The sequence below is a fragment of the Roseburia hominis genome (genome assembly GCA_040702975.1).
Lineage (GTDB): Bacteria > Bacillota > Clostridia > Lachnospirales > Lachnospiraceae > Allocoprococcus > Allocoprococcus hominis_A.
Map to the genome: position 1 here is coordinate 860215 of CP159990.1, position 13894 is coordinate 874108.

Below are 13894 nucleotides of genomic sequence, written 5' to 3' on the forward strand. Positions count from 1 at the left end.
TTTCCCTTATACTAGGTTGGGAAGATTTTAAATGCGATTCGGAAATTCCAAAATATATGTGGAGGAAAACAATATGCGCAAACAAGGTAAGATAATCCATTTTTTGAAAGACAGCATGGTATTTGTTGGCATTATCTGCATTGGTATTTTTGCTTTTCTGGGGTTCTACATGAACAAACGGAGTGAGGAAACTATCAACCAGGTAGGCAGTGTTTATATGGCCAGCATGAATGAGCGGGTATCCAAGCATTTCTCGACCATGATCGATTTGCGGCTGACACAGCTTAACACGCTGGTGGAGACAATTCCGACGAAGAATCAGGAAGACAGCGCGGAAGTACGGGAATGGCTCGAATACAATGGAAAGATCCGGGGCCTGGAATCTATCGCTTACTATTTTGAGGATGGAAGCATGGAAACGGTCTATGGGATTCCGACGGAGTCTGCCAAGGCTGAGAATTTCCAACAGGCGATGCAGAACGGGGAAAAAATGGTTTCTGTAGGCATAGATCAGGGTGGGGATAAATCGGTAATCATCGGAGTCCCTTTTGAGGCTGCAATGCAGGATGGAAGGAAAAGCATTGCCATCGTAGGAAGAATGCCGATCGAATATATCAGTGAAACGTTGTCATTGGATGACGAGGAAGCGCTTATGTACTCCTATGTCATCCGCAAGGATGGGAGTTTTGTTATCCGCAGCGGAGCCACAAGGGACAGCTTCTTTGAAAGAGCCAGGGCGCTCTACGACGAAGTAAACGGAAAAAGTGATATTGAACAGTTCATTACAGAACTGCAGGAGACTATGGAAGCGGGGAGGGACTACTCTGCCATGCTCAAAGTAGAAGGGGAGCGCCGCCAGCTCTATTGTTCTGCTCTGCCTGCATCGGAATGGTATCTGGTTACGATTCTGCCTTACGGTACACTGAATGAGGTGGTAGAGGCTCAGGCAAGAGAGTCTCTTTTGGTGTCTTTGGTAGGCTGTATTTGTATTTTGCTGGTGCTGCTTGTTATATTCATGAGATATTTCCGCATGAATCAGGATCAGCTTCAGGAACTGGAAGAGGCAAGACTTGCCGCCGAGGAGGCCAACCGCTCCAAGAGCGAATTCCTCTCCAACATGAGTCATGACATACGTACACCAATGAATGCGATCGTGGGCATGACGACCATCGCTTTGGCAAATTTCAATGATAAAGTCAGGGTGGAGAACTGTCTGAGGAAGATTGTTCTGTCCAGCAAACATTTGCTGGGGCTCATTAACGACGTGCTGGATATGTCAAAAATCGAGAGTGGCAAGATGACGTTGAATGTAGAACTGGTGTCTCTGCGGGAGATCATGGATAGCATTGTCAGCATCGTCCAGCCACAGATCAAGGCAAAGCACCAGAAGTTCGATGTATTTATCTACGACATCACATCGGAAAATATATTATGTGACAGTGTGCGGCTGAATCAGGTTCTTTTGAATCTGTTGTCCAATGCGATTAAGTTTACTCCGGAGAAAGGTTCTATCGAAGTGGCTCTGCACGAAAAGAAATCACCAAAGGGTGACAAGTATGTGCGGATCCTGCTCAACGTGAAGGACACCGGAATTGGTATGTCTGAGGAGTTCCAGACACGCATCTTCGATTCCTTCACCCGTGAGGACAGCAAGCGTGTCCAGAAAACAGAAGGTACTGGCCTGGGAATGGCCATCACCAAATATATTGTAGATGCCATGGGTGGTGAGATTGAGGTCAAGAGTACTCAGGGCGTCGGTACGGAATTTAATGTGACGTTGGATTTTGAACGCACGGAAGAACAGGAAGCGGACATGATTTTGCCTGACTTTATGATGTTGGTAGTGGATGATGACCAGCAGCTCTGTGAGAGTACTGCCGCGTCGCTTAAATCTATCGGTATTCGGGCAGAGTGGACTCTGGATGGAGAGAGTGCGATCGAGATGGTACGCCAGCGTCATATTCAGCACAATGACTACCAGATTATTCTGTTGGATTTCAAGCTGCCGGGTATCGATGGTATCAAAACAGCCCGACTGCTTCGAAAACAGCTGGGCGACGACGTGCCGATTCTGTTGATTTCTGCTTATGATTGCAGTGAGATTGAAGCCGAGGCACGGGAAGCGGGAATCAACGGATTCCTGTCCAAGCCGCTCTTCAGATCGACTCTGTACTATGGAATCAAACCTTTTGTTGAGTCTCCTGAACAGCCTTCTATGCCTGAAAATGACACGATTACCTTTGAAGGAAAGCGCATTCTTTTGGCGGAGGATAATGAATTGAACTGGGAGATTGCAAGTGAACTGCTTCAGGAATTGGGACTGGAACTGGATTGGGCGGAAAACGGACAGATTTGTGTGGACAAGTTTCGGAATTCTCCGGTGGGCTACTATAATGCAGTCCTGATGGATCTCCGTATGCCTGTCATGGGTGGCTATGAGGCTACAGATGCGATTCGTGATATGGAGCGCCCGGATGCGTCCCTCCCGATTATCGCCATGACTGCGGACGTTTTCTCTGAGGATATCCAGAGATGTCTGGATCATGGCATGGATGCACATGTGGCAAAACCAATCGACATTAAAGAATTCTCCCGGATTTTGAGCAGATGTCTCGACAAATAGAATCAGGGAGATTAGATAAAAAAGGAGAAGTACATCACCAGTACTTCTCCTTACTTCTTATATTGAAATTATTTATCCCCGCGAAGTTTTGCCATGAAGCCTTTCTTCTTTTTCTGGGGAACTACGAGTGAACCTCTCACACCTTTCACTGCAGTGATGTAGATACCGCTTACAGTCGCTTTTACTTCTTTCTTGACCGGAATCACTTCGTATACTTTCGCATCGCACATCAGAGTCATGATTCTGGGACCAACTTTAGCCTTTACTACCGGTACTTTGGAACGACGCAGATATTTCGGCGTGTTCTCCACTACAGCAGCGGGGAAACCGGCGTCCTTCAGGCGCATCTTGCCTTTATCAATGACCAGCATCGATACTTGTTGGGCTGCGGCAGCCATCATCTGTTCCTGCTCTGCCTGTTTCTTTTCTGCTTTTTTACCCAGGAAATATAAAACGACTAAAACAATGATTAAAATAACCAGAATGACTAATAAGACAATCGTTAATTTGCTCACGGGTGAACCTCCTCTAAACGTTTTCCATTTTGTAATTGTATCATTCTTTGGGGGAGAGTGCAAGAGCTTTGTCTTTTCTTATCTGCAATTCTTATCCGCAAAAAACCGGAAGAACATAAGAAATCTGTCCTTCCGGCAAAAAATCAATTTTCGAAGTTCTTAAAGTATTTTTTGTAGGTAATGAGAAACAGGATAAATGCCAGCAATGTGGCCATATAATCCGTGACAGGCTGGGCCGCTGCCAGCATCCTTGCGGAATCAAATACCGTCCTGAAGATCAGCAGAGTCGGGAGGTACAGAATTCCCTGACGGCTGAGGGAGAGGATCAGCGACGGAAGTGCAGCTCCCGTGGACTGGATCGCGTTGATGAACACGAACAGGATTCCCAGTATCGGTCCGGAGATGATGTAGGTGCGGGCGAACGCCATTCCAAAGTTAAACGCGTCTGCGTCCTCCAGAAAGGCGCGTACCAGGGGGCCGGCTCCGAAGTAGCAGATTACCGTCATGATTGCGCTGAGGCCGAACGCCAGGCAGAGGGAAAACTTCAGTACTGCCGTGTAGCGTTTCTTGTTACCGGCTCCAAAGCAGTAGCCGAGAAGCGGCTGTATGCCGGTTCCAAGGCCGATCAGAAGCATAACGACGATCATATTGACCTTCATGGCCACGCCAAGTCCCGCTACCGCCATATCTCCGTAATCAGCCATCAGGTTATTGATGATGATATTGGAGACACTCAGAAGGACGTTGTTCAGGGAAGCCGGCACGCCGATGGCGAGTACCCCGAAGGCCACACCTTCCTTCGCCTGGTAGTTTTTGGGGTTGATGGACAGCATGGATCTGGAGGACAGAAGATGCCGGATATAAAAGAACGCGGCACATACATTTCCAATCACCGTAGCAATGGCGGCTCCAGCCACATTCCAGTTAAATACAAGGATCATCAGCGGGTCAAGGACGATATTCATCATGTTGCCGATGATCATTCCCATCATGGCGATTTTCGCATTTCCCTCCGCACGGATAATGTTACTGAAGCTGTTGCTGACGATCAGAAACGGGATTCCGACCGCAACGACATTCAGATATTGCTGAGCGTAGCCGATGGTATCGTTGCTGGCTCCAACAGCCCGGCAGATAGGGGAGGAGAAGATCCAGATCATCACCATGGCGATCACTCCGATCGTGAGACCGGTCCAGAAACAAAAAGCGGAGATCCGTTTCGCGCGGTCTGTCTTTCCTTCTCCCAGCATACGGGAAATCAGCGAGGTCCCTCCGATTCCGAACAGCAGCCCCACTGCCATAAAGAGGAGGAATACCGGGGTGGCTATGGATACTGCCGCCACCATATAAGCGTTTTTGGTCTGTCCGATGAAGAATGTATCGGCAAGATTGTAAGCCAGTACCATGATCATGCTGATGATGGACGGCACTACGTTGCTGATGACTGCCTTCGGGACAGGTGCGTTTCTAAAAATTTCAGTTGTTTTGTCTTGCATCAATGCTTCTCCTTTCGTAACTTTTGTAATAATTTGTCTTTTGTGATCTTGCTTCTATGCAAAATGACATAATTTTTAATACACAACAAAGTATATGATACGATATTATTTGGGAAAAGAAAAGCCTTGATTTCATTTTTCAGCAGGTTAGTCGTATATGTCTGCTTTAATATGCGGAATGTATACTCTTCGGGTTTGGACATTATTATATATAGAAAAAACGCGCCGGGAAGATGAGGCAGCATGTACGGAAACTTCTTAAATATGTATGAAGTTGCGAAAACGGCTTTTTATTTTAAGGATTCTGTGATATAAAAAGGTGTAGGTCAAAAGGAAACTCTTCGGTGTTTGCCGAGGGAAGAACCGGACGAAGAAAAATAAGAGGTGTAGAGATGAAGAAAAGAATCAGAGTACTTATAGGTGTATGCACGGCGCTCATGCTGACCGGGTGTTCCGGCGAGATTTCCAACGATTACGTGACCGTGTCGAAATATAAAGGCGTGGAAGTAGCGAAGCAGGAGAAGATGACTGTGACTGATCAGGATGTGGAAGATAATATTAAGAGTCTTCGTGAGGCGGAGGCAACTTATGAAGAAGTGACCGGGCGCGCGGCTGCGAATGGCGACGTGGCAAATATTGATTATGTGGGAAAAATTGATGGAGTGGCATTTGAAGGCGGAACGGCTGAGGGTGCGGATTTGACACTGGGAAGCAATACGTTTATTGATGGATTTGAAGCGGGTATTGTGGGGCACAATATCGGTGAAACGTTCGACTTGAACCTGACTTTTCCGGATCCGTATGAGAATAATCCGGATTATGCGGGGAAACCGGTAGTGTTCACCGTGACGCTCAATGGGTTGTCTGCGCAGATCCTGCCGGAGCTCACCGATGAGTTCATTCAGAAATATTCTGAAAGCGCCAAGACGGTGGAAGAGTACAAAAAGGAATTAAAGGAACAGCTTCAGAACAACTACGACGAGTATGCTAAGTCGGCTCTCAAAGAAGCGGTCTGGTCCGAGATCATGGATAATCAAGTGGAAGTGAATCAGTATCCCAAGGATAAGCTGAAAGATATGAACGAGAGAATTCAGAAGCAGTATGAACAAAGAGCAGAGATGTATAATATGGAATTCGAGGAGTATCTGAAAAGCTATCTGAATATGGATGTAGACACGTTCAACACGGAGAAGAGCAAGGCGGCCAAAAGCCAGGTAAAAGAGAATCTGGTCTGTGAACTGATCGCCGAGAAAGCGAAGATTGATCTGTCTGACAAGGCGTTGGAGAAGCATTATGAAACGTATGCAGAGGAATATGGTTTTGAGAGTGTAGAAGCAATGCTGACAGCCTTCAAAGAGGCAGGTATGAATGAGGATTTAAAAGAAATGGTCTCTCTGGAGATCGTGCAGGAATGGCTGACAGAGAACTGCAAGCAGGTCGAGCAAAAAGAGACAAAGAGCAACTAAAAGGCAGAGAGCCTTGCAATCGCGATAGAGGGAATGGAGAGACTTACCGGTGATAAAAGCAGTATTATTTGATATGGACGGTATTTTAATCGACACAGAAAAGTATTTGACGGTATATAAGCAGCAGGCCATGCGGGAAGCGGGATATCGCATGAGTGTTGCCGAAGCGTATTTGTTTCGCAGTAAGGCTGCAAAGTTCGCCAGGGTGCAGGCGAAGGAAATGTACGGAGAGGATTTTGACTATGATGGGATCCGTGGGCGCAGGCGTCAGCTTATGAAGGAGCATATTCAGAAATATGGATTGGAGACGAAGCCATATGTGCGGGAGACCGTGACGGAGCTTCGCAGAAGAGGCTATCAGACTGCGGTTGTGACGGCGACCGAGGAGGAGCAGGCATTACGGTATCTCCAGATGGTAGGATTTGTTGATCTGTTCGATGAGATTGTCAGCGCCTCCATGGTGGAGAATGGGAAACCGTGCCCGGACGTCTATCTGTTCGCCTGCGAAAAGATTGGAAGACGACCGGAAGAGTGTATGGCGGCGGAGGATTCGCCCAATGGCGTTCATGCGGCTTGGAGTGCAGGTTGTCATGTGACGATGGTACCGGATCTGACAGGGCCTGATGAAGAGACCGGAAAGATGGCTGAGTACGTGGTGCCGGATTTGAGAGGGCTTCTTGAAATCTTGTTATGACAGGTATCCCTCCCCTGAAATGAGGAGTGCCGATATTCAGAACTCTGAATACCGGCATTATGAAAAAGAAAAATTTATGTGAAAAGGTTACTTGCTGTCTGTTTTCTATGTTTATAAGTATAGCCAGGAAATGTGAGAAATCTGTGATAAGATTTTGAAAGATTTGTGAATAGAACGTTAATAATTTTGTTCACAATTCTCCTGCTATTTTTGGAAAAGCCAAATGATGCGTAGCTTGAGAGGTTGTCATAAGCTTTACAAAAAGAAAGGGACTGGAAAAATTGGAGTTGAATGCAATCCGATTTTTCACAGTCCCTTGTATTGTATCTTTATACCTTCAAAGTTAAGAAAACGCCTTGATTGGCCAACGGAGTGTTTATATAAACTAGAAAGATTTAATTACATCAGCGTTAAGGTGCTTGATAATTTCTACGGCCAGCTTTACGCTGTTATTATAATCTGCCAGGCACGCGAAGCCGTGGTGTGAATGGATGTAACGAACCGGAACTCCAATGACGATTACGGGAACTCCGCCGTTTGACATATGGATCGGACCGCCATTGGTGCCTCCGCCTGAGCGGACAGATTCCTGAACCGGTATTCCCAGTTTCCTGCCAAGCTCCAGAGAGAAGCGCTGGAAGCGGGGATTCGTGATCATAGAGCGGTCGTAATGACGCAGCATAGGACCTTTTTTCATAGCGGTCTGGATGAGATAGTCCGGAGCAAAGGTATCGTCTGCCGGACAGCCTTCAAAGCAGATTGCGATATCCGGTTTGACAACATCACGGGTAACGAATGCGCCGCGTTCGCCGATCTCTTCCTGGCAGGAGAGTACGCCGACCAGATCCACATCCAGAGATTGTTCCTTCAGATCCTTCATGGTTTCCAGAACTGCGGCACAGCCCAGCCGGTTATCGAATGCCTTGCCGAGCATAACGTCCGTGGTTTTATCATATTCAAAGGTGACGTCCGGAACAACAGGAGCGCCGATATGGATATTATAGATTTCTTCTACCTCCTGTTTGGAAGTGGCTCCAATGTCAATGACCATATCGCTGAAGTCCGGGCAGGTATTTCTCTGTGCATTGGACAGGAAATGTACCGGAGTGCTGGCAAAAATGCCGGACACCCATCTTCCGTCGTAGGTCTGTACTTTGACCTTATGGGCCGGAACGGTGTATGCAGCCCACCCGCCCTGGGGTAAGAAGCAAAGCGTGCCGTTAGGTTTAATAGCCTGAATGATAAAACCGACCTCATCACTGTGAGCGTCGATCATTACAACTGGTTTTTCACCGGAGTTCTTTTCCGCGTTGATATATACATTCAGATTACAGTCATGTCTTACAGAACCAAGCGCTTCATCGTGCGCGTATTTTTCCGCTATTTCGACAACCTCATCTTCAAAACCGCTCGCTCCATAAGCGTTGGAGAGGGCTTCAATTAAAGCTAAAGAGTCCATGTATAGACTACCTCCTTGATTATAATAATTTTACTTGCTGATTATGTGAAAAATATCAGATAAAATCAGACGGATTCCCAATCCGCCAGCTGATAAAATCTTATCATAGCAAAATGGGAAACTCAAGATGTATCCATGTAAAATAAGAAAGTCAAATAGCTGGTTAAAATGTAAGCCGACAACAATTATGATATCCCCCGTCAGGCAGACAGATGAAATATCATTATGTTGTCGGCTGTACTTATCTTATGCCCAAGGCACACATTCTAATATTTCAACTAGCGCATGGAAGGCTGGGTCAAAATATTTTTTACATGCGCCACTTCCTCGCGACTTGCCTTGGCAGCCGGAACGTAGTAGCTTTTCTCACGCGCGAGCTGATACAGATTCTCCTGGGACATCTCGCACTGATTGCGAATCTGTTTCAGGCATTGTTTCAGTTCCTTATTTTCCGTCTGCGGAATGATTTCCCCAAACATCTTTAATTCCCCGTTTACTCCGACCAGAGCGTCGGATACCATTGTCTTTTCGTCCATGATGGTCCCTCCTATAAAAATTTCATCAGTTCCTGTTTGTTTTTCATTGCAGAGTCGGCAGCATCCTGAAAGAGCTGTTTCACCTGTGCATCCTGAGCTTCAGAAGCGTAAGCAGTCATTTTGCAATGTGTAGTGTCATATCCGCCAATCAGGTGGCGAAGATTCTGCAGATCCAGAATAGAAATTTCAGCCATTTTGAATTCCTCCTTCTTGTGACATAGTTAATTTGGTAACAAAAATAGTATGTCTGATTGTGGAAAAAAATATGTATGGATCAGAATTTGTTTATTTTTTTAAAATTAATAGAAAAAATAAATACGAGATTGTTAACAATTGACAATGCGTATAGAACAGGGTATAATTAAGATTATAAATTGTTAACAATCTATAACGGAAAGGGGCTGGTTGATATGCCAGACAACAGAGTACCAGTATTTACGAAGAAGACAATGCGGGAGCAGATTGCAGATATTTTGAGAGATCAGATTTTACATGCAGATATTGCACCGGGAGAGAGAATTATCGAGGAAGATATTTCGAAAAAGTATCAAGTGAGCCGGGGACCGGTCAGAGAAGCGCTCAGGCAGATCGAGGAAGAGGGGCTGGTCACCTATTTGCCGCACCGGGGCTGTATTGTCAGGACACTGACAGAAGATGAGATGGCGGAAGCGTATCTGATCAGATCGACATTGGAAGGACTTGCAGTACAGGTATATTCCGGAAAGATGAGTCAAAGAGGGATAGAACGGCTTCAGCAGACAATCGATGACCTGCGTGAGGCGGCCGGGAAAAAAGACCTCTATGCAATCATCGAGGCAGATGAGAGGTTCCACGCAGGAATCGTGGAGGAAGCAGATCTTCCCAGATTATATCAGATGTGGAAAACGCTCTGCAGTGTTAACACATGTACCTATTACACCATGAAGTCAGAGAATTTGATGCCTTATGATGTTTTGGGCAAGAACCATCAGTGCATCTTGAATCTCTTTATTGAGAATGTTGGAACGAACAAGATCATAGAGGCAATCAAAGAGCATTATATGGTAGTTCCCGAGACGTTACACAAGGCTCAGGAAGGGAAAACGGCGGAAGGTGAGTAGAAATAAAAAGTAAAGGAAATTAGCAGGAGGGATGAAGATGCTGAAATTTATTGGAAAACGCCTTGTATATGCAGTGCTGACATTATTTTTAATTGCAACGGCGACATTTTTTCTGGTATCCGGAGCACCTGGAGATCCGATCGCCGCGAAGGTAGGGCAGATGCCAGAGCAGGCCCAGGCGATCATCAACGCAAAGTACGGGCTTGATAAGCCAGTAGTAGAACGGTATGTCATCTATATGAAGAATTTATTGACGACCGGTGATTTTGGAGAGTCGATTATTTACACGGGAAAGTCGGCGAACGATGTAATACGGGATAACACTCTGGTATCGGCTAAAATCGGGCTTTTGGCCCTGTTTTTTCAGGCGACGATAGGGATTTCGCTGGGGCTTGTGGCAGCACTGAACCGAGGAAAGAAGATTGATCATTTTATTCGGTTCATGGTGGTCCTGGCCATATGTGTGCCCAGCTTTGTATTTGCGGCGCTGCTTCAATATTTTCTGGCATTTAAGCTGAAAGTGGTTCCCGTGTTTGGCTGGGGAGAGCTGAAACACTACATATTGCCTGTGACGGCATACGCGATCGGAGGAATTGCTTCTTATACAAAATATATGCGGAACAGTACACTGTCCGTAATCGGAGAGGATTATATTGTTACGGCAAAAGCGAAGGGCTGTAAGAAGGGAAGAGTCATCAAAAAGCATGTTCTTCGAAATTCTATGATTCCGATTGTTACGATGATAGGCCCGGCAGTTGCGGGCGTGTTCGCTGGTTCCTTTATTTTGGAGAAGATGTTCTCCATTCCGGGACTTGGTTTCTATTATGTAAAAGCGGTGTCTGATAACGATTATACGATGGTGATCGGCCTGACTATCTTCTTTGCGATCCTTTATGTGGGTGCATTGATCGTGGTAGATATTCTCTATGGCATTGTAGATCCGAGAATTCGTGTGACAAAAGGTAAGAAGTAAGCGAGGTGGCAAGATGAGTGAGAATGTTTTAAATAGTGCGGCAGATGCAGAGATGTCTGATGAATTGTTTGAACGTGTGGGAACAAAGGGGCTGTCGGGAGAAGATATCGGTAAAAAATCGCTTACCTATTGGGCGGATGTCTGGAGACGTTTTCGCGGAAATAAAATGGCACTTTTGGGGCTGGTCCTTCTGGGAGTTGTGGTATTCCTTCTGTTTGTGGGACCTATGATCTCCGGACAGGATTATCAGCTTATCGATTCTCCAAATAAGAATCTGGGGCCGAGCGCACAGCATTGGTTCGGGACAGATGATATGGGGCGTGATTTGTTTACCCGTGTCTGCGTAGGCGGAAGAATTTCAATTTATATCGGACTTTGCTGTACAGTAGTGATGTTTGTAATCGGTGCTTTGGTTGGGGCGTTTGCCGGTCTAAAGGGCGGAATCGTAGATGATGTGATCATGCGGATCTGTGAATTTATCGGGAATCTTCCATATCTGATCATCGTGGTCATTCTGTCTATGGTACTGGGACGAAGCATGTTTTCCCTGGTATTTGCCATGTCGCTTACGGCGTGGGTGGGGACGGCGCGAATGGTCCGCGGACAGATCCTTCAGATCAAAGAGATGGATTATGTGCAGGCTGCAAAGGCATTGGGGGCGGATACGAAAAGGATCATACTGAAACATCTGCTTCCGAACACGATGGGAATTATTATGGTAGATATCACCATGTCTGTTCCGGGATTTATTTTCAGCGAGGCATTCCTTAGCTATATCGGACTAGGAGTAAGACCGCCGGAGACCAGCTGGGGAGCGCTTGCCAGTGCAGGACAGCAGCAGTTGATGTTTTATCCGTATCAGTTAATGTTCCCGTGCCTGATGATCGTCCTTACCATGTTGGCCTTCCATCTGATAGGAGACGGACTTTCTGATGCACTGGACCCGAAACTTAGACAGTAGACAAGGAGAGGAAAATGAGCGAGAAAATATTAGAAGTAAAAGATCTGCAGGTTTCCTTCCGCACGTATGCAGGAATCTCTCATGCTGTCCGCGGGGTGGATTTTTATCTGAATAAAGGTGAGACACTTGCGATTGTAGGGGAATCGGGTTGTGGAAAAACGGTTACCTCAAAAGCCATTATGGGACTTTTGCCGGAATCTAATACGCAGATCAAAAGAGATGGAGAATCAGCGATTCTGTTCCACGGCGAAGACCTTTTTACATATGACGAGAAAAAGATGACGGAGATCAGAGGAAGCAAGATTTCCATGATTTTCCAGGACCCGATGACATCACTGAATCCGACAATGAAAATCGGTGACCAGATCATGGAGAGTATTCTGATCCATCAGAAGAAGACGAAGGACGAGGCTTACAGGCAGGCGGTAAAGATGCTGGAAATGGTCAAGATTCCCAATGCCGTACAGCGAATGAAACAGTATCCATTTGAATTTTCCGGCGGAATGCGCCAAAGAGCGATGATCGCAGTAGCACTTGCATGTAACCCGGAGATTCTGATTGCAGATGAGCCGACGACCGCGCTGGACGTGACGATACAGGCGCAGATCATGGAACTGATCGGGGAACTGCAAAAAGAACTGGATATGGCTGTGATCCTGGTTACGCACGATCTGGGAGTGGTTGCCAGTGTGGCAGACCGAATACAGGTTATGTATGCAGGAAAGATCGTGGAGAGGGGCAATGTAGACGAAATTTTCTATAAATCTACGCACCCGTATACGAGGGCACTTTTGAACTCGGTGCCGAAGATTCACACGAACAATAAGGATACGCTGTATTCGCTTAAGGGAACGCCTCCGGATCTGATCAATCCGCCGGCCGGCTGTGCCTTTGCACCGCGGTGTGAATATGGAATGAAGATTTGTCGTATGAAATATCCTGAGATCACACATTTTAGCGACTCTCAGGAATGTGCATGCTGGCTCGCAGCACCCCAAAGCAGATATCACCGGACTTCCGGAAGGAATGGCCAGGAGAGGAGGCAGCAGATGAAAGAGAAAGAAATGCTGATAGAAGTAAAAGATCTGAAGAAATATTTCCAGGTAGGAAAAGGCGCCACGCTTAAGGCAGTGGACGGGGTCAACTTCTGTATCTATAAAGGTGAGACGCTGGGACTTGTAGGGGAATCGGGTTGCGGAAAGACAACCTGTGGAAAGACGGTTATGGGACTTTATGAGGCGACCGGCGGGCAGGTGATTTTTGATGGAACTGATATTCATAAACTTGGCAGAAAAGAAAAAAAGGAATTTACAAGACGCGCGCAGATTATTTTCCAGGACCCGTATTCCTCTTTAAATCCCCGAATGACAGTAGGGGATATCATCGGAGAAGGCATTGATATCCACGGGCTTTATAAAGGGGAGAAGCGCATGGAAAAAATCTATGAGCTGTTGGAACTGGTGGGACTGAACCGGGAACATGCACTGCGCTTTCCGCATGAATTCTCAGGTGGGCAGAGACAGCGTATCGGAATTGCGAGAGCACTGGCAATTGAACCGGAGTTTATCGTGTGTGATGAGCCGATTTCCGCTTTGGACGTATCGATTCAGGCGCAGGTGGTGAATCTTCTGATCGAATTGCAGAAGAAAAAGAATCTGACATATCTGTTTATCGCACACGACCTTTCGATGGTAAAGCATATTTCGGATCGTGTTGCCGTGATGTATTTGGGAAATATGGTGGAGTTCGCAGGAAGCAATGAGTTGTATGCACAGCCGCTCCACCCGTATACCAAGGCACTGATGTCCGCTATTCCGATTCCGGATCCGGAGGAAGAGAAACGGAAAAAACGAATCCCGATTGAGGGAGAGATCCCAAGCCCGATCAATCCGAAACCGGGCTGCAGGTTTGCTGCCAGGTGCCGGTATGCAAAGGAATGCTGCAAATCGGAGACGCCGGAGCTTAAGGAACTAAGACCAGGGCATTTCGTTGCCTGTCATAGGGCAGAGGAATTAAATCAATTATGAATTTGACAGCGGAAAGCTGACAAAGAATAAAGGAGGATTTTAAG

The 13894-nt window shown here is 46.4% G+C and carries 12 protein-coding genes; 7 read left to right on the forward strand and 5 right to left on the reverse strand.

All coding sequences use genetic code 11. The features are described 5' to 3' along the window. The first annotated feature begins 73 nt into the window (after window positions 1-73). Window positions 74-2623 (forward strand): response regulator, encoded by a 2550-nt coding sequence (locus tag ABXS75_03930; protein ID XCP85963.1) that lies wholly within the window; start codon window positions 74-76, stop codon window positions 2621-2623. A gap of 68 nt (window positions 2624-2691) precedes the next feature. Here ABXS75_03930 and ABXS75_03935 read toward each other — a convergent pair whose 3' ends face one another. Beyond that, window positions 2692-3138, reverse strand: a complete 447-nt coding sequence (locus ABXS75_03935; protein XCP85964.1) for a hypothetical protein — start codon at window positions 3136-3138, stop codon at window positions 2692-2694. Window positions 3139-3281: 143 nt separating this feature from the next. After that, window positions 3282-4634 carry an MATE family efflux transporter gene (locus tag ABXS75_03940; protein ID XCP85965.1) on the reverse strand — a complete coding sequence of 451 codons (1353 nt, stop codon included), beginning with the start codon at window positions 4632-4634 and terminating at the stop codon, window positions 3282-3284. Between the two features lie 392 nt (window positions 4635-5026). On the opposite strand from ABXS75_03940, the gene tig reads away from it, so the two are divergent. Both tig and ABXS75_03950 read left to right on the forward strand, forming a co-directional pair. Continuing rightward, the gene (tig, locus tag ABXS75_03945; GenBank protein ID XCP85966.1) at window positions 5027-6100 is read left to right on the forward strand and encodes a trigger factor; all 1074 of its coding nucleotides are present in this window, start codon (window positions 5027-5029) and stop codon (window positions 6098-6100) included. A 49-nt stretch (window positions 6101-6149) separates the two neighbouring features. Continuing rightward, entirely contained in the window at window positions 6150-6794 is a 645-nt protein-coding gene (locus ABXS75_03950; protein XCP85967.1) for an HAD family phosphatase, read from the forward strand. Between the two features lie 385 nt (window positions 6795-7179). Here ABXS75_03950 and ABXS75_03955 read toward each other — a convergent pair whose 3' ends face one another. From ABXS75_03955 to ABXS75_03965, 3 genes are all read right to left on the reverse strand, one after another. Then, entirely contained in the window at window positions 7180-8253 is a 1074-nt protein-coding gene (locus ABXS75_03955; GenBank protein XCP85968.1) for a M20/M25/M40 family metallo-hydrolase, read from the reverse strand. A 278-nt stretch (window positions 8254-8531) separates the two neighbouring features. Continuing rightward, window positions 8532-8789: a spore coat protein gene (locus tag ABXS75_03960; GenBank protein ID XCP85969.1), complete on the reverse strand. Its 258-nt coding sequence runs from the start codon at window positions 8787-8789 to the stop codon at window positions 8532-8534. Window positions 8790-8800: 11 nt separating this feature from the next. Then, the gene (locus ABXS75_03965) at window positions 8801-8983 is read right to left on the reverse strand and encodes a hypothetical protein (GenBank protein XCP85970.1); all 183 of its coding nucleotides are present in this window, start codon (window positions 8981-8983) and stop codon (window positions 8801-8803) included. A 216-nt stretch (window positions 8984-9199) separates the two neighbouring features. On the opposite strand from ABXS75_03965, the gene ABXS75_03970 reads away from it, so the two are divergent. From ABXS75_03970 to ABXS75_03985, 4 genes are read left to right on the forward strand one after another with little or no spacing between them, the layout of a single operon-like run. Next, on the forward strand, window positions 9200-9889 hold the full coding sequence (locus tag ABXS75_03970; GenBank protein XCP85971.1) for a GntR family transcriptional regulator: 690 nt from the start codon (window positions 9200-9202) through the stop codon (window positions 9887-9889). A 37-nt stretch (window positions 9890-9926) separates the two neighbouring features. Next, window positions 9927-10862 carry an ABC transporter permease gene (locus ABXS75_03975; protein XCP85972.1) on the forward strand — a complete coding sequence of 312 codons (936 nt, stop codon included), beginning with the start codon at window positions 9927-9929 and terminating at the stop codon, window positions 10860-10862. A 13-nt stretch (window positions 10863-10875) separates the two neighbouring features. Further along, window positions 10876-11823 carry an ABC transporter permease gene (locus ABXS75_03980; GenBank protein XCP85973.1) on the forward strand — a complete coding sequence of 316 codons (948 nt, stop codon included), beginning with the start codon at window positions 10876-10878 and terminating at the stop codon, window positions 11821-11823. 14 nt (window positions 11824-11837) lie between these two features. Further along, window positions 11838-13850 carry an ABC transporter ATP-binding protein gene (locus ABXS75_03985; protein XCP85974.1) on the forward strand — a complete coding sequence of 671 codons (2013 nt, stop codon included), beginning with the start codon at window positions 11838-11840 and terminating at the stop codon, window positions 13848-13850. The last annotated feature ends 44 nt before the right edge of the window (window positions 13851-13894 follow it).